Raw genomic sequence first — 20815 nt, 5'->3', positions numbered from 1 at the left:
AGCTATTCCGGGGTGTTTTCTATTGCAAGTGCAAAGTGGAGTGAGTGAAGTGAAGAAGTTCAGCAAAACGTTCAAATTCGGCGAACACGATGTGACACTCGAGACCGGGCATGTCGCGCGTCAGGCCGACGGTGCCGTGTTGGTCACAATGGCCGATACCGTGGTTCTGGTGACCGCCGTGGCTCGCAAGGAAGCCAAGCCGGGTCAGCCCTTTTTCCCGCTGACCGTCAACTACCAGGAAAAATTCTATTCCGCCGGCCGCATTCCCGGCGGTTTCTTCAAGCGCGAAGGGCGTCCGACCGAGAAGGAAACCCTGACCTCGCGCCTGATCGACCGTCCCATCCGGCCGCTGTTCCCCAAGGGCTTTCTCAACGAAACCCAGGTCATCGCCACGGTGATGTCCTCCAATCCGGAGGTCGACGCCGACATTCCGGCCATGATCGGCGCTTCGGCCGCGCTGTCGCTGTCCGGTGCCCCGTTCCAGGGTCCGATCGGCGGTGCTCGTGTCGGCTTCATCGACGGTGAATATGTCGTCAACCCGACCGCCACCCAGCTCGAGGAATCGCGCCTGAACCTGATCGTCGCCGGCACCTCCGAGGCCGTGCTGATGGTCGAATCCGAAGCCGATCAGCTTTCCGAGGAGCAGATGCTCGGCGCGGTCACCTTCGGCCACGAGCAGATGCAGGTGGCCATCAAGGCCATCGAGGAACTCACCAGCGAAGCCGGCAAGCCCAAGTGGGACTGGCAGGCGCCGGAACGCCCGGCCGGCCTGGACCAGAAAGTTGCCGAACTGGCTTCCGAAAGCCTGGCCAAGGCCTACGAGAACACCGACAAGACCGTCCGTCGTGAGGCCATCAGCGAACTGCGCGCGAGCGTGGTCGAGAAGCTGTGCCCGGAAGGCGACGAGAACGCTCCGAGCGAGGACGACGTCAAGGACGAATTCGCCGCACTGGAGAAGAACTACGTGCGCGACCAGATTCTCGACGGCAAGCCGCGCATCGACGGCCGCGACCTGACCACCGTGCGTCCGCTGGACATGCAGGTCGGCGTTTTCCCGCGGACCCACGGTTCGGCCATCTTCACCCGCGGCGAGACCCAGGCCATGTGCGTGGTCACGCTGGGTACCGGCCGGGACGCGCAGATCATCGACGCCATCGAGGGTGAGTACAAGGAGCAGTTCATGCTCCACTACAACTTCCCCCCGTTCTGTGTTGGCGAGACCAGCTTCATGCTCGGTCCCAAGCGTCGCGAAATCGGCCACGGCAAGCTGGCCAAACGCGCACTGGGCGCGGTGGTACCCAAGGGTGAGGAGTTTCCCTACGTGCTGCGTATCGTCTCGGAAGTGACCGAGTCCAACGGTTCGAGCTCCATGGCGACCGTCTGCGGTTCCTCGCTGGCGATGATGGACGCCGGTGTGCCGATCAAGGCGCCGGTGGCCGGTATTGCCATGGGTCTGATCAAGGACGGCGACCGTTTTGCCGTGCTGACCGATATTCTCGGTGATGAGGATCATCTCGGCGACATGGACTTCAAGGTAGCCGGCTCCGCCGACGGCGTGACGGCGCTGCAGATGGACATCAAGATCACCGGCATCACCAAAGAGATCATGGAAGTCGCGCTCAAGCAGGCCAATGCCGGCCGTGGCCACATTCTCGAGCAGATGAACCAGATCATCGATCATCCGCGCGAAGAGATGAGCGAGTACGCGCCGCGCCTGTTCACCATGAAGGTGCATCCGGACAAGATCCGCGACGTGATCGGCAAGGGTGGTGCGACCATCCGTCAGATCACCGAGGAAACCGGCACCACCATCGACATCCAGGACGACGGCACGGTCACGATTGCCTCCGTCAACCAGGCTGCAGCCGATGACGCGCGCAAAATGATCGAGCAGATCACTGCCGATGTCGAAGTGGGTGCGGTTTACGAGGGCACGGTCACCAAGATCATGAACTTTGGTGCTTTCGTGACGATCCTGCCGGGCAAGGATGGTCTGGTGCACATTTCGCAGATCTCCGACGAGCGCGTCGAGAATGTCACCGACGAGCTGGCCGAAGGCGACAAGGTCAAGGTCAAGGTCCTCGAGGTCGACAAGCAGGGTCGCATTCGCCTGAGCATGAAGGCGCTCAAGGAAGACGAGAAGGAAGGCGAGAGCAGCTGATCGCCTCAAGGCGGTTGCCCGGACGCCCGGGCAACTGTTGATCCGAAAAGCGACTAACCGCGAAGAGCGCTAAGAACGCAAAGATTGGGAATGGATAAACTTTCATTCATTAACTTTGCGAACTTTGAGTCTTCGCGGTTTTCTTTATTCTGTGTCATTTAGGTTTCGCGCTATGGCGGCCAGGGACGTCTTATGGAACTGCTGATCCCCGTCTCTCCCGGTGAACTGCTCGACAAGCTCACCATCCTCGAGATCAAGCTCGAGCGTATCGGCAACGAGGCCCAGCGGGCCAATGTGCAGCGTGAGTACGAGTTCCTGTCCCGCGTCTGGCGAGAATGCGATCTGGATGACGACGAGGTCACTCGTCTGCGCGCTCAACTGCGAGAGATGAACGAGGCGCTATGGGAGATCGAAGACGCCATCCGCGACGAGGAGCGCGAAAAGCGCTTTGGTGATCGCTTCATCGAGTTGGCGCGATCGGTCTACCAGCGCAACGATGATCGCGCGGCGCTGAAGAAACGGATCAACGAGATGCTGGGGTCGGAGATCATCGAAGAAAAGTCGTATACCGAATATACCTGAACCTTCGAATCCACAAGATTCTCCCGTACTTTTCGTGGCCTTGTCGCCACCGAGGGAGTAGAATTGCCCCGTACTTTCAACAACGGCAGGGGCGCTGCGATGTTTCGAAAAATGATGCTTTCTCTGGTGCTGGCCCAGGGGCTGGCCGCCGTGGCGATTGCCCAGGTCGAGGACGAAGATGCGCCTCGCAGCCAGGCCGGAACGCCGACCTTCCACTTCATTGGCGATCGTTATCGTGTTGGTATCGGGCTCGACAGCGAGTTCGATGTCATCGGTGAATTCGAGGCAGCCGTCTATGAATCGCAGCGTTCGAGCTTTATCGGCGACGGCTGGCTCGGCAGCGAAGGTGCTGGCGGTGTCAAGCTCAACTATCACTGGCTGATCAACGAAACCGCCGAGGAAGGCCCCGACGGACCGGTCTACACCGACGGTAATGTGGCCAAGTTGTTCGTTGCCGCCGACCAGAACCAGCTCGAAGACCGCAAGCTGACCTTCGGCGGCGGCTGGGAAGGCCGCAAGTGGGCCTTTTCCGGTTACGGCATGACGGCCCTGTCCGACGAGCGACTCGTCGACCGGGGGACCACCATCGAGGAAATGCTGGTCAGCGGCGAGATCGACGGCCGCGCCTTCTCGCGCGTCGATACCATCGAAACCGTGACTGAATGGTTCGAGGAACCCTACGAGTGGGGCCTGGGCCTGCGTGCCGAGCGGTTCTTCGAGAACCCGCTGCTGCGCCTCAGAGGCGGCCTGGATTACGAGGAGGGCGACTTCAGCTCTTCGCAGGTCACCGCCTCGCTGTCGCTGGACAAGCACTTCCACAAGTCGCCTCACAGCCTCAGTTTCCGCACCAGCTATGCCCACAAGGACGGTGACTTCGTCGTCGACGACAGTGATCTGCGCGGCAGCGTCGTCTACAGTTTCAGTTTCGGTGGCGCCGACAGTTCCTTCCGTCCGTTGCGTCAGTATCGCGATGTGGAAGTCGAAGTGCCCGGGGAGCCGCGTACCGAGGAACGTGTCACCATCAATGAAGTCACCCTCACTGATCGCACGACCTTCGATTTCGACAGCTCCGAACTGAAATCGGGTGCGGAGAACACCCTCGACGAGATCGTGGCCGCGATCGAGGACGGCGGTCTGGTCGGCGACATCCAGATCGTCGGGCACACCTGCGATATCGGTACTGAAGCCTATAACCAGGGCCTGAGTGAGCGGCGCGCCCGCTCCGTGGTCGACTACCTGTCCGCCAACGGCGTCGATTCGGGTGATATCGAATGGCGTGGCGAAGGCGAGACCGAGCCACGCTTCCCCAATGACTCCGAGGAAAACCGGAGCCGCAACCGCCGCGTGGAGATCAGCTTCGCGACCGAGCGCAAGAGCACCAAGAAGGTCACCGTCGGCCCGGACGAGTCCGCCACCGAGATTCGCCAGGTGGAAGTGCCGGTCGAGGCGCCGTGGATTCGTCGCGCGCTGCGCAATCCGGTCCGCCACAAGCGCATCGTCGACTACTACCGCTACCAGGAAAGCACGGCCAGCGTCACCGAAGGCGAGGTCGAGTTCGCCAACGAGGCGCCGCAGGCGGCCGACGATCAATTCACCGTCGAGACTGATTCGGTCGACAATGCCCTCGACGTGCTGGCCAACGACAGCGATGCCGACGGCGATCCGCTGACCCTCGTCGGCGTGACCCAGCCGGCCAATGGCCAGGCTTCAGTCAGCGGCGATCAAGTCATCTACACGCCCGAGAGCGGGTTCGCCGGCAGCGACAGCTTCAGCTATACGGTCGAGGACGGTTTCGGCGGCGAGGCTTCCGCGACGGTGAGCGTCACGGTCGAGTCGCCCAACGAGCCGCCGGTGGTCGGTGACCTGACGGCGAATACGTTGCGCAACCAGTCGGTCGACATCGACGTGCTGGCTGAAGCCACCGATCCGGACGGTGACGAACTGAGTATCGCCGGCTTCACACAGCCCGACAATGGCACGGTCACGCAGTCGGGTGACGAGTTGCGCTACCTTCCGGACGACGAGTTCGTCGGTAGTGACAGCTTCACCTTCACGATATCCGACGGCCGGGGCGGCGAGGCTTCGGGCACGGTCACCATTGACGTTGCCTTCGCCAATCGCGCACCGGTGGCCAATCCCGATGCTGCCGAGACCACGGTCGGCCAACCCGTCACAGTCGATGTGCTGGCCAATGACTTCGATCCCGACGGCGACCCGCTCGAAATCGTGGACGTGGTTCAGTGGTACGGCATGCCGGCCGAGGTGACCGTCAACAACGATGGCACCATCACGTTCCGCGTCAGCGACTCGTGCAACGGCCGCAACCGGTTCCGGTACACGATCTCGGATCCTTCGGGAGCCACGGCGCAAGCCAATGTCTCGGTCAATCGCGTTTCGGGTTCGGACACCGAAAACGCGTCCCCTGAGTGCGTTGGCTGGTAATCAGTCGGACAGGAGCGGCTCGAGCTTTTCTATAACCATCTCCGGGGTGATGAGTTCCATCACCCCGGGGCGCTCCAGCCGCTTGCCCCAGCGCAGATCCTCGGGCGGTCGCCGCGTAAACTTTCGTGCAGCCTCCGGGAAGCAGTCGATGGTGTGTTTCAGGCTGTCGATCGGCCCGGAACGTCGCGCCCAGGTCGCCGCGTAAAGGCCGACCACCGGCGTGCCCATGGCGTCGGCGAAATGGGCCGGGCCGGAGTCCGGAGAGATCACGCAGGCGGCGCGCTCGAACATGGCAAGCGCCTGCTTGATCGTGTCCCGCCCGATCAGGTTGACCGGCGTGTTCTTCATTTCGTGTTCGACGGCTTCGCCGAGTGCCTTTTCGATCGGCCCGGGGCCGCCCATCAGGATGACGGGGCGGCCGGTCCTCTCGATCACCCAGTCGGCTACCGCGGCATAGCCGGCGGGGTACCAGTTGCGGCGGGTATGGCTCGATGCAGGGCTGATGATGACCGCGCGACCGGCATCCGGCTGGTGCTCGCGGGCGAACTCGTACGCTTTCTCCGGCACGGGCAGGCGGCGGTCCACCCCGTCCGTGGACAGACCCAGGTAACGGGCAAACTCGAGAAACGCATCGACCTGGTGCTGGAAAGGCACGGTGTTGATCCGCTCGTTGATGACCAGGCCGTGGCCGGGGCGCGAACGTGCCCGGTCGAAGCCGATGCGACGGTCTGCCTGTACCAGGCTGGCGAGCAGTGAGGAGCGTTGCGAGACCTGGGCGAGCAGGAGCATGTCGAAGTGCCGCTTGTGCAGTGATCGGCGCGCGTGCTGGAAGCCGGCGAAGGGGCCGCCCTTGTCGAATACAATGAAGTCGATGCCGGGCAGGTCGTGCACCAGCCGGTGTTCGGCCTTGCCGACGATCCAGGTCAGTGCGGTCTCCGGCCAGGCACGCTTGAGCGCCCGCACCAGGGGCACGGTATTGCACACGTCGCCCAGGGCCGACAGGCGCAGCAGGCACAGGGAATTTGGCGGCTCGTTCGTCTGGAGATCGGGCACGATGCGGCGAAAGGGATTCAAAAGCGAAAAGGCGATATGCCGGAAACACAACTGCAAGCAGGCTCACTGCGTATTCTATATGACCCGTCCGAGCTTGATGTGGTCAGCCCGGAGTGGCTCGATCCGGGCTTCTGGCGTATCCGCAACGCCGTTCTGGCGGAGTTCGGCGGCCGCGGGCAGGCCCTGGCGGTGGACACCGAGGTGGGTCCGGCGGTGCTTCGGCGTTACCTGCGTGGCGGCTTGATCGCTCGCGTCAGCCGCGACCGCTATTTGTTTACCGGTTACCAGCGAAGCCGCAGCTTCCGCGAGTTCCGGGTCCTGGCAAGACTGCACGAGATGGGATTACCCGTTCCTCAGCCGCTGCTGGCCGGTTGCCAACGACAGGGGCCGACCTGCCGCGCGGCCATTCTCACCCACTTGCTGGCCAACACCATCAGCTTGCCGCAGGCCGCCGACATTCTCGAGCCTTTTCACTGGCGGCGACTGGGTAAAATCCTCGACCGCTTCTTTCGCGCCGGCGTCGTCCATCCCGATCTCAACGCCCACAATCTCCTGATCGACGGGGAGGGTCACTGGTACGTCATCGATTTCGACCGGGCCCGAATCGAGGACGAACCCGTCGACCCGGAACCCATGCTCAGGCGACTCGAGCGCTCGCTCGACAAGCTCGGCATCGCCGGCGAACGAGCGCTGCTCAGGGAGACGTCGTAAAAGCCCGGAAATGAAACCGGGGTGGTTATTTTCTTCCCTGGACGTTCATTCCCGGTTTTTCAGCAGGTTGGCTCGGGCCAGGCCCAGCACCGAATCCTCGGGGAAACTGTCTTCCTTCCAGACGCCGGCGGTCTTGCCGGTGAGACGTTCGATTGCCTCGGTGATGCTGGCGGCCGGCATGATGTGGAACTGGTCATTGGTGCAGGCCTTGATGACGCGCCTTTCCAGTGCCAGTCGATCCCTGTCCATGGCCGGAATGATCACACCCTGTTGTCCGTTGAGGCCCACGTGGCTGCAGGCATCATAGAAGGCTTCGATACGTTCGTTGATGTGGTCGACGCCGATGGTCTGGCCGTGGGCGTCGATGCTTCCGATCACCGCCAGGTCCTGCCGGAGTGACAAGCCGGACAGTGCCGCCAGCAGGCCGCAGGTCTGACCAAGAAGCGTTGATGCCGAGTCCTCGGGCATGACCGTGGGGCTGAGGGTCATTGCCACATGGATGTCGGGCAGGGCGTCGATGCGCAGAAGTCTGGTGATCATCGGCATCAGGAAGTGAGGCACCGGAATCTGTCGCCCGCCACTTTCCAGCGATACGTCAGCATGCGGGGCGCCGATGATCGTGACGTCCAGCCTGGCCGGTATGCCGAAAGTCTCCTCGGCCAGCCGCTCTCGCGTGACGAGGTTGAGTTGGCCGGCGGAGCGTCCACGCAGGCGAATCAGCCCGCTGTCGACGCTGTCCAGCACCCGGCTGGCCGACGGCAGGCCAGCGCGCCGCCGAATTCGGTTGAATGCTTCCTCGATGCGTTCACGGCCAATCTCGGTTTCGTCCTCCTGGCCGGCGAGAAAGGTGGCTTCACGGACGATATCGGCCAGTCGCCCGACGTGGCTCGTCAGCCGCGATGGCCGGTCGGACAGGCGGGCGCTGATTTCCATGACAGTCGTCAGCGCGGGTCGGGTCAGTGGCAACAGATCTTCGAGTTGGACCACGGAGGCGATGAACCGGCAGGTCCGATCGATGCCCTTGGCATCGCGTGGCACGCTGGCTTCGAGGTCGGCGAGCAAGCGAAACCGCCTGGAAAACTCGGGGCTGATCGACGCCAGCTCATCGTAGGCCGCGTTGTCGCCGACGAGAACGACGCCGACATCGATCGGGACGACTTCGGGCCGCAGTGACTGCGCGGCCTGGTTCCAGCCGGTGGTCGGCGTGTTGATCGCCACTTCTCCGGCGCGCAGGATGCGCAGGAGTTGACGGAACACGCCGGGTTCGCTGACGAGGTCTTCCGCGTCCAGTATCAGGAATCCGCCGTCGGCCTGGATCAGCGTGCCCGAGCGGATCCCCTGGAAAGAAGCCACGGCGCGGCCCCCGCTGCGCCACGCCGGATCGACGGTGCCGAACAGGCTCGCCGGAGAGGTTGAGTGGGTCGTAACGATCGGCGCGCCGTCTTCTTCCTGACCCATATTGAGCACATTGACCCCATAGAGCACGGTCGGGTCGGCCAGTTCGCTGGTTTCGTGGCCGATCCGCTTTTCGAGTACGTCGTCGATGATTTCCCGCAGATAGGTTTCGATGCCGTTGGCCTTGAAGCGCTGGGCGACCTCGGCGGTCATGTCACCCATGATGCGGGCCGTTTCGGTCATGTCGATCTGCTCGATGTGCCGCTGCGCCTGCTGCCACTTCTTGCGGATTTGGCGTGAAGCCTTCTGGATCTCCTCGTCGTAGGACTTGATGCGTTCTTCGTATTTCTTGCGGTCGTCATCGCTGGCCTGCTTGCGCGCGACCATGTTGCGGAATTCCTCCGGCGAGACCGGCTTGCCCATGATGCGAACCGATACCTGCAATCGGGCATTGGGACCGGCCTGGCTGCGGGTCAGGGCCAGGCCTTCCGATTCGAGTTTCTTCTCCAGCGGGCGAAGCAGCTGAGCGATATCGCGCTCGGCCGCCTCGCGACGGGCCTCGCGCCGGCTTCGAATGGGCTCGTTGGCAAGAATGTCGGGCAGGCGTTCGCGCACGAACAAAGCGATGCGCTGCATCTGTTTCTGAAAGGGTCGTCCCTCGCCGCGGGGCAGCACGATCAGTCTTGGCCGATCCGGGTTGGAAAAATTGTGGACGAAGCAGAAATCGCGATTGCGGCGTGCCTTTGGACGCAGGCTGTTGAACATGCTGTCGAGCAGTCGTTGCCGGCCGCTGCCGCGCGGCCCGCGAAGGAAGACGTGCTGGTTGTGGCCGGGATTGGCGATGCCGTACTGCAGCGCCTCGGCGGCCGCTTCCTGTCCCAGCGTGCCCTCCAGGACCGGGATGTCGCGTGTCGATTCGCCGGGGATGTCGGAGTTGTCGGGCCGCCAGCGCAGCCGCTCAGGGGGGATTGCGTATCGTGCCACTTTACGAGTCTCCCTGATGGTCTTTCATGATGTCTCCCGTATGTCGTGTCACTCCCCCTGTGTGCCGATACTATACCCGAGCCGACTCCTTGGTCTGTTGCCTGGCGTTCGCCTCGGCGAAGCTGATCCAGGCTTCGGCGGTCTGTTTCGGCCTTTCGACCATCGGCAGATGGCCCGTGGCCGGTAGCAGAAGCGTGCGTGCCTGTGGCATACACTCGGCCAGGATCTTGAGACCGTCGGGATGCAGCACCTGGTCGGCCTGGCCCCAGACGATCAGCGTCGGCACGTCCACTTCCGGGGCCAGTTGCTCGAGCGGCGGGGAGTCGAAGCGGATCGCATCGAAAATTTTCGCCGCCCGCTCCGAGTGGCGACTGGCTCGATCGGCCAATTGCCGGGCCAGCGGTCCCGGCAGCCAGGGCGGACGCACGAAACAGTAGTCCATAAGCCGACGGAAATCCTTCCGGTCCCGGATGACCAGCGCGTTGTGCCCACCGTGGTAGACCACTTCGAAAAGCGGTGAGAGCGGGACGTTCTGCAGTCCTCCGGGATTGAGGAGCCACAGGGCGCGCACCCGATCCGGTGCCTTGCGGGCCATGGCGCATGCAATGTAACCGCCCATGGAACTACCGCCCAGGTAAAACCGTTCGATACCGAGCTCATCGAGCAGTTCGAGCACCCTTTCCGCCTGTGCTTCCACGCGGTGGTCGAGCTCTCCCTCGAAATCGGTCTGGCCGAAGCCCGGCAGGTCGGGGGCGATGATCCGAAAGTGCTTGCCGAGCCGGCGCGCGACGCGGGTGAAATGATAGGCGTCGCCGTTGAAGCCGTGCAGCAGCACGAGGGGTTCGCCGTGCCCGCCCTGCAGGCAATGCCACTCGATATTGCCGCACCGCACGTGGCACGCTGCCACGCGTCCCTGTCGACGCTCGGCGGCCATGAAAAATCGTGCCAGCGGTTGTGGCCACAGGAACCAGAAAACGGCCCACGCGGCGAGCGCGATCCCGAGCACGGACAGCCAGATCGTCATGACAGCGTGTCATCCCTCTCTCGATTCGGCATTCGAGGATACCGTATCAAGCACACTTTCCGCTCGCGTGTCCGTCGGGCCGGTAGAATAGCCGACTGTCGGATCACGCTTAGCCGGTCGTCATGCCCCTGATGATTCTCGCCATGGTGCTGGTGGTCGCCAGTGCCAACTATCTCGTCCAGTTTCCGGTCAATGACTGGTTGACCTGGGGCGCATTGACCTATCCGGTTTCCTATTTCGTTACCGATCTGACCAATCGACGCTTCGGTTCCGACTCGGCGCGCCGGGTCGTCTACATCGGTTTTGCCCTGGCCGTGCTGGCCTCGATCTGGCTGGCGAGTCCGCGCATCGCCATCGCGTCGGGCACGGCCTTCCTGGTTTCGCAGCTGATGGATGTGGCCATCTTCGATCGCCTGCGCGAGCGTGCCTGGTGGCAGCCGCCGTTGTTCTCCAGCGTCATCGGATCCCTGATCGATACCGCCCTGTTCTTTGCCCTGGCGTTCTGGGGTACGACCATGCCCTGGGTCACGCTGGCGATCGGCGACTATGGCGTCAAGGTGGCCATTGCCTTGATGTTGCTGGTTCCCTGGCGCGTGGTGGCAAGGCGTGGGTGAGTTCTTTTCCGTTGCCTGCGCCGCCTGCTGGGCACTGGCGGTCGTGCTTTTCCGCCGCTCCGGCGAGACGCTGCCGGCCTTCGAGCTCAATCTGTTCAAGAATCTGCTTGCCGCCGGCCTGATGGTGCCGACCATTTTGCTGGTCGACGGCATCAGCTGGCCGGGTTACAGCTTGCTCGAGTGGTTGATCGTGATCCTCTCCGGTATCGTCGGCATCGCCATTGCCGATACCTGGTACCTGCGTGCGCTCAACCTGATGGGGGCATCGAGAACGGGTGTCACCGCCAGTCTTTACTCGCCCTTCGTCATCGTCCTGTCAATCCTGTTCCTCGGCGAGGTTTTGCTGTGGTGGCAGTATTTCGGCTTCGTGTTGGTTCTCGGGGGCATTCTTCTCGTTACCTGGCGACAGAATCGGCGCGACGTGTCACTGCGGGCGATTCGACTGGGTGTCGGCTTCGGCGCCGGAGCCGTACTCCTCATGGCCAGCGGTATCGTCATGGTCAAGCCGATTCTCGAGACGCAGTCGTTCATGTGGACGATGGGTGTGCGCCTGGCGGCCGGGGCGGGGGGAATGCTGCTGTTCCTGCACTGGACGCAGGGCTGGCAACGGGCGCTCGACCTGTACCGCTCGCCCCAGCCCTGGGGAACGATCGTGGTGGCCAGCTTGCTCGGCAGCTATGTATCGATGATGCTGTGGCTGGCCGGCTACAAACTGACGCTGGCTTCGGTCGCGTCCGTGCTCAACGAAACCGCGGCGGCTTTCATCGTGCTCTTCGCCTGGTTGTTCCTCAAGGAAGACATGAACTGGCGGCGAGTGGCCGGAATCGCGATGACGTTCTCCGGCGTGGGGTTGATGGTGGCGTTTTGAACAAAGGGTTCAGGTTTCAGGGTTCAGGGTTCAGGGTTCAGGGTTCAGGAGCGTTGGGAGAAGACTGAAGCCGCGTTGCCGAAAAGCATCGCGCAGTGCTAGCCGGATGCAGTGGTAGGGGCCAACGAACTTCGAGTCCGAAACCCCGAATCCGTTAAACCATCCGCCTCCCGCAAACCCTTCCCGGCAGAGCCGGCCCGCAAACATTCAGCGCGCCGCCTGAACCCTGAACCCTGAACCCTGAACCCTGAACCCTACCCCTGCGACTGGACGGCGCCCATCTCGACCAGGTGCTGCCGGGCACGTTCGCCGGCGGGCGTGTCGGACTGGGCCGCGGTCCGGTAGTGTTCGATAGCCTGCTGGCGATTGCCCGTGGCGCGCTCGATGTTGCCCAGGTGGAGGTGGCCGTCGGCGGTCGGCAGCATCCCGAGACTCGCTTTCAGGTCGGAGCGGGCGCCGGACCACTGCTCGCGTTGCGCGCGCACCATGCCGCGGCGCAAATGGTGGTAGAACCAGCTCGAATCCCGCTCCAGTGCTGCCGAGAACGCACGTTCGGCCGCTGCGAAATCCTCGCGCGTGGCCAGCGCGTCGCCACGCAGGGCGTGGAACAGGGCTTCGCCGTCTTCGACGGCCAGTGCTTCCCGTGCCTTTGCGAGCGCTTCGTCGACATTGCCCTCCTGAAGGGCCTTGCGGCCATCGTCGTGCGCCTCGTAGGCGGGCTGAAGCTGTTGCAGGTAGGCCATCTGCTGCTGGTATTCCTCGCGGCCGATGCGCCCGCCGCGGCCCAGTTCGTCGGCCCTTTTCCTGTTGTTCTCGACGCGCTCGGGCGAGGGCGGATGCGAGGCGAACAGGCCGTTCAGCCAGCCCGATTGCCGGTTCTCCGACAGGCGCACAAACGTCTCCTGCAAGTCGACGGCGGCGGCCGGGTCGTAGCCGGCGTCCTTCATGTACTTCATGCCGTAGTAGTCGGCTTCGCGCTCGGCGTCGCGCGAATAGCGCTGTTGGATGAGCTGGGCGCCGATCATCCCCCCAAGCATGGCGACCTGGGTGTATTGGTCATCTTCGGTGCTGGCGCCGACGGCCACGGTGCCCAGGATGACCGCGCCCTGTGCCAGGGCGGCGCGCGAGGCGGCATGGGCGCTGTGGCGGGCTGCGGCATGCACGATCTCGTGGCCGAGCACGGCGGCCAGCTCGGCCTCCGAGCCCAGCTCGGTCAACAGTCCGCGGTTGATTGCGAGCTTGCCGCCCGGCAGAGCCCAGGCATTGGGCACCGAACTGTTGATGACCTGGAATTCGTACGGGAGCTCGCGATCGGAATACTGCGCGATTCGCCGTCCCACGGACTGGACATAGTCGACCGCGGATTCGTCGATGACCAGGTCACCGCCCTGGGCCTGGCGCATCGGGGCGTACTGCTGGGCGCCGACCTGATGTTCCCATTCTTCTCCGTAGAGGCTGAACTGACTCTCGCCCGTGACCGGGTTGGTGGCACAACCGGCCAGCAGGAGCAGGACGGCGAGGATGCTGATGATTCGGTACATGGTGGCCTCCGCGGTGGGCGTGCCACTGATTATACGGGTTCGCGTTTACGAGTTATGTGCGGTGAACCGAAAGCCGCCTAGGTCGGCGTTACATCGCCGACGGACTTGTTCGGTGGTTTGCTGGTTCGGCAGCCTGTCGCTTCGCGGGGCGGCTTTGCCGCTTCAGGTCTGCGAGCCACGGATATCATTGGCCAACAAGCCAACAAGCCAACAAGCCAACAAGCCAACCCAGGACTAGCAACCGTTCAGCGGCAGGTCGGTCTCCAGCAGCCGGATGTCGAGCTTGTCCTTGCCGTCCTCCTGGCGCAGGATGCGGACCGGCATCCAGTAGAAGTCGGCGGCGTGCCAGGACAGGTTGTTCTTGTCCGATTCGGGCTTTTCGATGCGGCGGATGCGTACAGCGTCGAAACAGCCAGCCGGCACGTCGATACGCTCTTCGCCGTCGAAGGTGTAGCGCTTGTGCTTGACCTCGTCGCGGTCGAGCAGCGTGAAATCGTGTGTGGTCCGCCGTTGTGATTCATCGGCCAGGTTGACGGCCAGTTGCAGGCGCAGGCTCAAGGGATCGACCATGTTGTCGACCAGTTCAACGGTCTGGCTGCCATTTTCGGTGCGCACTCTGGTGGTGCCGGCTTCCCAGTCGGTACGGTGCTGGAAGAAGCGGTTGTTGGCCGGGGCGTGCTGGGCATGGTGGTAGGTGAGCATCATGATGCGATCGTCGCGCCAGACGAAGTGGGCCGCTTCCTCGGCCGCGAGATCGAGTGCACGCGCCCACCAGGCAGTGGCGCGCGTGTCGGATTGGTAGTGCCACACACCGGTATCGAGTTGTTCCAGGCTGACCATCAATTCCCCCACCTTCTTGCCGTGGCGCAGAACCTCGTAGGTGGCTTCATGGGCCGGCAGCGGGGGACCGTCAGCCGCCATGGCGGTGGTCGAGCAGATGGCCGTCAGGATCAAGATCGCGGTCAAGATCCAGCGGCCGATCAAGTGCTTGGTCATCGATCTGAATGGTTTCATGGCGTAATTCGACCCGGTGATTGAGCAAAAGTGCCAGTGTGGCGGGATAGAGCCGGTGTTCCAGTGGCAGCAGGCGGTCGGCCAGCATGTCGGCATCGTCGTCGTCGCGAACGTCGATTGTCACACGGCTGAGGACGGGACCGGCGTCGAGGGCGGGCGTGACGAAATGAACGCTCGCACCGTGCTCGCGCTCACCGGCATCGAGCACGCGCTGGTGCGTGTTCAGTCCGCGGTGGCGCGGCAGCAGCGAGGGGTGAATGTTGATCAGGCTTCCGAGGTGCCGGTTGACGAAGTCCGCCCCGAGCACCCGCATGAAGCCGGCCAGGACCACGTACTTCGGCTCGAATCCCGCAATGGCGGTCTCCAGGCCGCGTTCGAAGGCTTCGCGACCGGCAAAGCGGGCCCGCTCCAGGGTCACCGTGTCGATGCCGGCGTCGGCGGCGAGCTGCAGGCCCGGTGCATCGGGGCGGTCAGAGATCACCGCAGCGATTTCCGCGTTAATCTTCCCGGCTACGATGGCATCGTGAATTGCCCGAAAATTGCTGCCGCGGCCCGACAGCAGGATGACCAGGCGCGGAAGATCGCCGGCACTCACGTCAGAGATAGCGCACGCGCTCGGCGTCGCCGTGTTGTACCACCCGCCCGATAACCGGCGCCGGTTCGCCCAGCGCTTCGGCGATCGCGTGCGCTTCGTTTTCGGGCACGATCAGGGCGAAGCCGATGCCCATATTGAAGGTGCGGCGCATTTCGGCGTCGTCGACGCCGCCCGCCTGCTGCAGCCACTCGAACACCGCGGACGGCTGCCAAGCGCCGGTGTCGAGCTCGATGCCCAGCTCTTCCGGCAGAACACGGACGATGTTTTCGGTCAGTCCGCCGCCGGTGATGTGCGCCATGCCGCGAACATCGAATCGCCCGATCAGCTTTTGCACCTGCGGCACGTAGATTCTGGTGGGGGCGAGCAGGGCTTCGCCCAGGCGCCTGTCTCCGAAGGGGCGATCAAGGGATTCCCCGGTGACCTCCACAACTTTGCGGATCAGCGAATAACCGTTGCTGTGCGGCCCGCTGGAGGCCAGGCCGAGCACCACGCAGTCGGTGTCGATGGCGGAGCCGTCGATGATGCCGTCGCGCTCGACGGCCCCGACGGCGAAGCCGGCCAGGTCGTACTCGCCGGCCCCGTACATGCCCGGCATTTCGGCCGTCTCGCCGCCGATCAGAGCGCAGCCGGCCTGCCGGCAGCCTTCGGCAATGCCTGAGACCACATCGGCGGCGGCATCGACGTTGAGCTTGCCGCAGGCGAAATAGTCGAGGAAGAACAGCGGCTCGGCCCCGCAGACCAGGATGTCGTTGACACACATCCCAACCAGGTCGATGCCGATGGTTTCGTGACGCTCGAGCTGGCGGGCCAGCAGCAACTTGGTGCCGACGCCATCGGTACCTGAAACCAGCACGGGATCGCGGTATTTGTCGCCCAGGTGAAACAGGCCGCCGAAGCCGCCCAGCCCGCCAAGTACTTCCGGACGGGACGTGGCCGCCACCAGCGGCTTGATGCGGTCGACCAGGGCATTTCCGGCGTCGATGTCGACGCCGGCATCACGGTAGTTCAGGGACGGGGGGTTGCGCTCGTTCATCGCTTGCCGCCGGGTTGTCTTGAATGAAGCTGCGTATTATGACGGATCGGGGGAGCAACCGACACCGCCGTTGAGCCGGGCCGCCAGATGCGCTAGGCTTGCCCGGCGCCGACGGTCGGGGAGTCGGAATCGTCGGCGGCGTCCAGCAAGCGGAGAAAAACCATTGAGTGCGAAAGCTGAACCCGTCGTCCGTTACGGGCCTTACCCCGAGCTGACCGTTACCGCCGTTCTCGTCGGCTATTTTCTCGGTGCCATCATCGCGGTCAGCATCGGTTATGCAGCGCTGATTCTCGGCTTCTCGATCGAGGGGTCGGAACTGGCCGCCATCCTCGGTTTCGCCATCCTGCGCGGCTTGCTGCGGCGCAACTCGATCATCGAGAACAACATCGTCCAGACCGTGGCCAGCGCAGTCAACGGCGCCGCCTCCGGGCTGATGTTCTCGGTGCCGGCCTTCTTCATCCTGGGCGAGACGGACTTCGACCCCTACCTGCTGACTTTCGGCTGCATCGCCGGCGCCTTCCTCGGAATTGCCTTCATCATTCCGCTGAGGAAGCAGATGATCGACTACGAGCGCCTGACCTATCCGGGCGGGGTGGCCGTGGCCACCATCCTCAAGTCGCCCGGCGCGGGCATGCGCAAGGCCATGTACCTGATCGGTGCGGCGCTGTTCGCCGCGGGTATCCACAGCATTGTCCAGCTTAGCGGCAGCAGCTACTACGACCTGGGCAGCCGCATCGGCATGCCCGAGTACATGAACGGCGTGTGGTACCTGTCGCTGCTGACCGTGGGCGTGGCCTACATCGCCGGCAGGGGCGGGGTGGCTTTCATCATCGGCGGCTTCCTGTGCTACTGGATTCTGGCGCCGTTTCTCGACATCAGCGGCCTGATGCCCGCCAATCCCGAAACAGGAGAAGCGCTTACCGACCCCGGCAATCTTCAGGGGCTGCTCTATCGCCCCGTGGGTATCGGCATGCTCATCGGCGGCGCCCTGGCCGGCGTGTTGATGGCGCTGCCGTTGATCGTGACCGCCATCAAGAGCATGCAGAATTCCGCGAAGAGCGAAGCGGCCCTGGCCAGGGACGAAATGCCGATCAAGCTGCTGTACTTCGCCATCGGCGGGGCGGCCCTGCTGCTGATGGTCATGGCGGTGACCTCGACCGATCAGACCGGATGGTTGCGCGGCATCGCCATGGCGGTCGTGGGCACGCTGTGGATCTGGATTGCCGGTGTGATTCTGGCCGAGGCCATCGGCCGCACCAACTGGTCGCCGCTGTCGGGCATGACGTTGATCGCGGTGACCATCCTGATCTTCATCACCCGCGGCATGGACGACTCGGAGGCCATCATCGCCGCCATCATGGTCGGCGCGGCCGTGTGCGTGGCGATGAGCCAGGCGACCGACCTGATGCTCGATCTCAAGACCGGTTACCTCATCGGTGCCACACCCCGGGTCCAGCAGATGGGGCAGTTCCTGGGTGCCTGGCTGGGCCCGATCCTGATCGTGTCGCTGATCTTCATCCTGCACGAGGCCTATGGCATCGGCAGCGAGGAATTGCCGGCGCCCCAGGGCACCGCCCTGGCCAGCATGGTTTCGGGCATCCTGGGCGGTGAGGTGCCGCTGGACAAGTACATTGCCGGTGCCGGCCTGGGTGCGCTGCTGAGCGTCGCCTCGCCCGGGCTGGGCATTACCGCCGGGCTCGGTTTCTACCTGCCGTTCGCGATCGTGCTGACCTACGCGATCGGCACACTGATACGCGTCGTCAGCGATTGGCGGCTGGGCCATCGTTTCGCCGACGATGTGGGAATTCCGGTCGCTGCCGGACTGATCGTCGGCGAGGCGCTGGTCGGTGTCGGCTTTGCGCTGGCCAAGATCTACCAGGGGATGGGCTGATGAAGGCTTTAGCACTGTTTCTGATTACGGCCGGCTTCGTGCTCGGCGCATTGTTCGCCGTACTCTCGGTCGAGGCTGTCGCCTGGCTGCCCTATGTCGTTGCCGTGGCACTGGGGTTCGTGGGCATCGTCATTCTCAAGCGCACGCATCACGCCGGCGCGAGCGACGAACACCATGTGGAAGGCAATATCGGCACGCTCGAGACGTCGCTGGACAACATCTGCCGTAACCTCGACGAGCTGGTCGGCCGCCGGCAGGCTATTCCACCGCACGAGTTCCGTTTCGAGATCGACCGGCATTTCCGCGACGACCTGTTTGCGTTCGCCGAGGCGCGTGAATCGATGCAGCATGCTTTCGGGCTGCAGGCCTACGCCCACATCATGAGTTCATTTGCCGCTGGCGAGCGCTACATCAACCGCGTCTGGACCGCCTCGGCCGACGGCTATGTCGACGAGGTCATGACCTATCTGGACAAGGCGCAGCGCCAGTTCTCCGAGGCCCGCGAGGACTTCGCGGCACAACGGGGCTGAGCCGGAGAGTCTCCGCTCCACCCAGCATAAATTGCTGTGCTATCTTTGCCGCGTGATGCCTCGAATACTGCCGTTTCTCGCCTTCTTGCTTCTGTTGGCCACGTCGACAGCCGCTGCCTCGCTTTATACCGGCGAGGTTGCCGTCGAAGCCGAGACCAGGACGAGTGTCGCCGAACAGCTCGAGGCACTCGACCGTGTGCTCGCGCGTCTGACCGGTCGTTTCGACGCATCGCTGGTCTCCGAGCTCGGCCTCGGAGCATCCGACCTGGATGACCTGGTACTGTCCCGGCAGTTGGTTCAACGGAATGTTGTCGACGAGGACGGCGAGCCTGCCGAATCACTTCGACTGCAGGTGGAATTCGACGAGCCGTCCATCAACGAACTTCTTCAGCGCAACAATCTGCCGCGCTGGGGGAAGGAGCGCCCGGCCGTGTTGCTGTGGGCGGTCATCGAGGACGACAGCGGTACGCGTTTCGTCGATGATCCACGGCTGGAATACGTGATACGCGACCAGTCCGAACGGGTTGGTCTGGAAGTGATTCGCCCGCTGCGGGATGCCATGGATCTCACTGAAATCTCCCTGCAGGACGTGCGCGGCGGCTTTCTGGGATCGGCGGAGGCGAGCGCACAGCGATATGGTGCCAGCGTGATCGCCATGCTCGACCTGCGGCTGCAGGAAGCCGATCCCGATGCCCCCTGGTGGACGGGGCGCTGGCGCTGGCGCATCGACGGCCAGGATTCGGGACTCAATCACAGCGCCGAGTCGTCCGAAGGCCTGATCCGTAGCGGTCTCGAACGCCTGGCTTCCGCCCTGGCTGCGCGCTACGCGGTGGTCGATCTGGCGGGTGAGGCGTCAAGCTGGCGGGTCACGGTCCACGGCATCGTCGATGAAGTGCAGTATGCCGAAGTGCTGCGCTATATCGACAATCTCAGCGTGGTCGAGGATGTCCGGGTGGTTGGCGCACAGGGTCGGCAGATCACCTTCGAAGTTTTTTCCGGTCGACAGGACATCGAAACCTATCTCGGCATGGGCGGTCTGCTGCAACCGGAGCGCCGCGCAAGCGACGGGCAACTTCACTTCAGGCTGGCGCGTTGAACCTGAGCTTCATTCCCAACCTGCTGACCATCGCCCGCATGATCGTAGTACCGCCGATCGTGTGGCTTCTGCTGGTCGGCCAGTTCCAGTGGGCGCTGGCGCTGGCGGTGTTCGCCGGCGTGTCCGACCTGCTCGACGGCTGGCTTGCGCGGCGTTTTGCCTGGCAGTCGCGTTGGGGCGGCATCTACGACCCCCTGGCCGACAAGCTGTTGATGATGTCGGGCTACCTGACGCTCGGGTGGCTCGGGGAACTGCCCTGGTGGCTGATCGGCCTGGTCATCTTCCGCGATCTGGTCATCGTCGGCGGCGGCTATATCTACTACACGCGCTTCGAGCCCTTCAACGCCGAGCCGACGCAGATGTCACGCTTCAACACCTTCTGCCAGATTTTCCTGATGTGGTTCGTGCTGGTCCGCCTGGCCGGCTTCCCACTGCCCAGGGAAGCCCAGATCGGGCTGGTCTGGCTGGTCGGCGTCATGGCGCTGGTGACCCTGGCCCAGTATGTCTGGATCTGGACCGGGCGAGCGCTGGAAGTGAGTCGCTCGCGTCGCGAAGGCGATGGCGATTCGACGTCCTGAGGGTGTCCCCGTGAGTCGTGCCCAACTTCCCCTGGCGCTCAAGCCGCCCCGAAGACCCCGTTTCGACAATTTTATCGTCGGGTCCAACGAGCCGGTGGTTGCCACGCTCTCCCAGGGTGCCGAGTCCGGCGCCTGGTATTTCGTCGCTGGGCCGGCAGGCTCGGGGCGCACGCACCTGCTCTCCGCTTTCTTCGCCGATCGTTGCCGCCGGAATGAGCAGGTGCATTTCATCGCCCTGGGTAAACCGCAGCAGCGCATGTTGCTGGAGCATGCCGAAGGTGACTGGGTCGTCATCGACGACGTCGATATGCTTGCGGGTGACGAGGCAGGCGAACTCGCCCTTTTCAATGCGCTCAACCGCTGGCGTGCCGAGCGCACGGGTGTAGTGATGAGCGGGGCGGGACGCGATGGTTTTGTATTGCCCGATCTTCGCTCGCGCCTGGGCCAGGCCACGCGCCTGACCCTCAGGCCGCTTGAAGAGGCCGAACTGGGCGAACTCGTGCAATGCCTGGCAGCCGAGCACGAAGTACTGCTCGGCCGCGGCGTGGTCGACTACATCCTCAGCCGTGCGCCGCGCAACGCCGGTCGGATGGCCGAGTTGGTCGTCTCCGGCGCTCATCGAGCGCTGACTGAGCGTCGAACGCTTTCAGTTCCCCTGGTGCGCGAGCTGCTCAACGACCACCTGGACCGATAAAGCGGAAGA

Annotated in this window: 18 protein-coding genes; 11 read left to right on the top strand and 7 right to left on the bottom strand. The window is 63.6% G+C overall.

Translation table 11 applies throughout. From position 1 onward, the window contains the following. Positions 1-49: 49 nt before the first annotated feature. The 3 genes from pnp (at position 50) to DZK26_RS11855 (ending at position 5185) form a co-directional block, all read left to right on the top strand. Positions 50-2161 carry a polyribonucleotide nucleotidyltransferase gene (gene pnp / locus DZK26_RS11865; protein ID WP_116899051.1) on the top strand — a complete coding sequence of 704 codons (2112 nt, stop codon included), beginning with the start codon at positions 50-52 and terminating at the stop codon, positions 2159-2161. Between the two features lie 192 nt (positions 2162-2353). After that, positions 2354-2743 (top strand): DUF6165 family protein, encoded by a 390-nt coding sequence (locus DZK26_RS11860; protein ID WP_116899013.1) that lies wholly within the window; start codon positions 2354-2356, stop codon positions 2741-2743. A gap of 111 nt (positions 2744-2854) precedes the next feature. After that, the gene (locus DZK26_RS11855; RefSeq protein ID WP_181918468.1) at positions 2855-5185 is read left to right on the top strand and encodes an Ig-like domain-containing protein; all 2331 of its coding nucleotides are present in this window, start codon (positions 2855-2857) and stop codon (positions 5183-5185) included. Here the strand turns inward: DZK26_RS11855 and DZK26_RS11850 are convergent, their stop codons facing one another. Continuing rightward, positions 5186-6259, bottom strand: coding sequence for a glycosyltransferase family 9 protein (locus tag DZK26_RS11850; protein WP_116899015.1), 1074 nt, complete (start codon positions 6257-6259; stop codon positions 5186-5188). Positions 6260-6274: 15 nt separating this feature from the next. Between DZK26_RS11850 and DZK26_RS11845 the strand changes: the two genes are divergently transcribed. Beyond that, positions 6275-6949 carry a 3-deoxy-D-manno-octulosonic acid kinase gene (locus DZK26_RS11845; RefSeq protein WP_116899016.1) on the top strand — a complete coding sequence of 225 codons (675 nt, stop codon included), beginning with the start codon at positions 6275-6277 and terminating at the stop codon, positions 6947-6949. Positions 6950-6994: 45 nt separating this feature from the next. Here DZK26_RS11845 and DZK26_RS11840 read toward each other — a convergent pair whose 3' ends face one another. After that, positions 6995-9328 (bottom strand): ATP-binding protein, encoded by a 2334-nt coding sequence (locus DZK26_RS11840; protein ID WP_181918470.1) that lies wholly within the window; start codon positions 9326-9328, stop codon positions 6995-6997. A 70-nt stretch (positions 9329-9398) separates the two neighbouring features. Then, on the bottom strand, positions 9399-10352 hold the full coding sequence (locus DZK26_RS11835; RefSeq protein WP_116899018.1) for an alpha/beta fold hydrolase: 954 nt from the start codon (positions 10350-10352) through the stop codon (positions 9399-9401). A gap of 122 nt (positions 10353-10474) precedes the next feature. On the opposite strand from DZK26_RS11835, the gene DZK26_RS11830 reads away from it, so the two are divergent. Continuing rightward, positions 10475-10966: a queuosine precursor transporter gene (locus tag DZK26_RS11830; protein WP_116899019.1), complete on the top strand. Its 492-nt coding sequence runs from the start codon at positions 10475-10477 to the stop codon at positions 10964-10966. After that, positions 10959-11834: a DMT family transporter gene (locus DZK26_RS11825; protein ID WP_116899020.1), complete on the top strand. Its 876-nt coding sequence runs from the start codon at positions 10959-10961 to the stop codon at positions 11832-11834. The genes DZK26_RS11830 and DZK26_RS11825 overlap by 8 nt, the downstream gene beginning before the upstream one ends. A 254-nt stretch (positions 11835-12088) precedes the next feature. Here the strand turns inward: DZK26_RS11825 and DZK26_RS11820 are convergent, their stop codons facing one another. The 4 genes from DZK26_RS11820 to purM all read right to left on the bottom strand — a co-directional run bounded on the left by DZK26_RS11820 (position 12089) and on the right by purM (position 16017). Beyond that, the gene (locus DZK26_RS11820; RefSeq protein WP_116899021.1) at positions 12089-13375 is read right to left on the bottom strand and encodes a M48 family metalloprotease; all 1287 of its coding nucleotides are present in this window, start codon (positions 13373-13375) and stop codon (positions 12089-12091) included. A gap of 234 nt (positions 13376-13609) precedes the next feature. Continuing rightward, the gene (locus tag DZK26_RS11815; protein ID WP_181935626.1) at positions 13610-14341 is read right to left on the bottom strand and encodes a DUF3108 domain-containing protein; all 732 of its coding nucleotides are present in this window, start codon (positions 14339-14341) and stop codon (positions 13610-13612) included. Then, on the bottom strand, positions 14286-14984 hold the full coding sequence (purN, locus tag DZK26_RS11810; RefSeq protein ID WP_220337240.1) for a phosphoribosylglycinamide formyltransferase: 699 nt from the start codon (positions 14982-14984) through the stop codon (positions 14286-14288). Before purN ends, DZK26_RS11815 begins: the two co-directional genes overlap by 56 nt. 1 nt (position 14985) lies before the next feature. Next, positions 14986-16017, bottom strand: a complete 1032-nt coding sequence (purM, locus tag DZK26_RS11805) for a phosphoribosylformylglycinamidine cyclo-ligase (protein ID WP_116899024.1) — start codon at positions 16015-16017, stop codon at positions 14986-14988. Positions 16018-16180: 163 nt separating this feature from the next. Between purM and DZK26_RS11800 the strand changes: the two genes are divergently transcribed. From DZK26_RS11800 to DZK26_RS11780, 5 genes are all read left to right on the top strand, one after another. After that, the gene (locus tag DZK26_RS11800; protein WP_116899025.1) at positions 16181-17908 is read left to right on the top strand and encodes an OPT family oligopeptide transporter; all 1728 of its coding nucleotides are present in this window, start codon (positions 16181-16183) and stop codon (positions 17906-17908) included. Continuing rightward, positions 17908-18438 carry a hypothetical protein gene (locus DZK26_RS11795; RefSeq protein ID WP_116899026.1) on the top strand — a complete coding sequence of 177 codons (531 nt, stop codon included), beginning with the start codon at positions 17908-17910 and terminating at the stop codon, positions 18436-18438. Before DZK26_RS11800 ends, DZK26_RS11795 begins: the two co-directional genes overlap by 1 nt. 94 nt (positions 18439-18532) lie before the next feature. Continuing rightward, the gene (locus tag DZK26_RS11790; protein ID WP_181935625.1) at positions 18533-19534 is read left to right on the top strand and encodes a DUF2066 domain-containing protein; all 1002 of its coding nucleotides are present in this window, start codon (positions 18533-18535) and stop codon (positions 19532-19534) included. Next, on the top strand, positions 19531-20112 hold the full coding sequence (locus DZK26_RS11785) for a CDP-alcohol phosphatidyltransferase family protein (protein ID WP_116899028.1): 582 nt from the start codon (positions 19531-19533) through the stop codon (positions 20110-20112). Before DZK26_RS11790 ends, DZK26_RS11785 begins: the two co-directional genes overlap by 4 nt. Before the next feature lie 10 nt (positions 20113-20122). Continuing rightward, complete coding sequence (locus tag DZK26_RS11780) at positions 20123-20806, top strand: DnaA/Hda family protein (protein ID WP_116899029.1); 684 nt, start codon at positions 20123-20125, stop codon at positions 20804-20806. Positions 20807-20815 lie beyond the last annotated feature (9 nt).

The sequence above is a fragment of the Wenzhouxiangella sp. 15190 genome (assembly GCF_003417465.1).
Classification (GTDB): domain Bacteria; phylum Pseudomonadota; class Gammaproteobacteria; order Xanthomonadales; family Wenzhouxiangellaceae; genus Wenzhouxiangella.
Note: the sequence above shows the minus strand (reverse complement) of the source record. Positions and strands in the feature narration are given on the sequence as shown.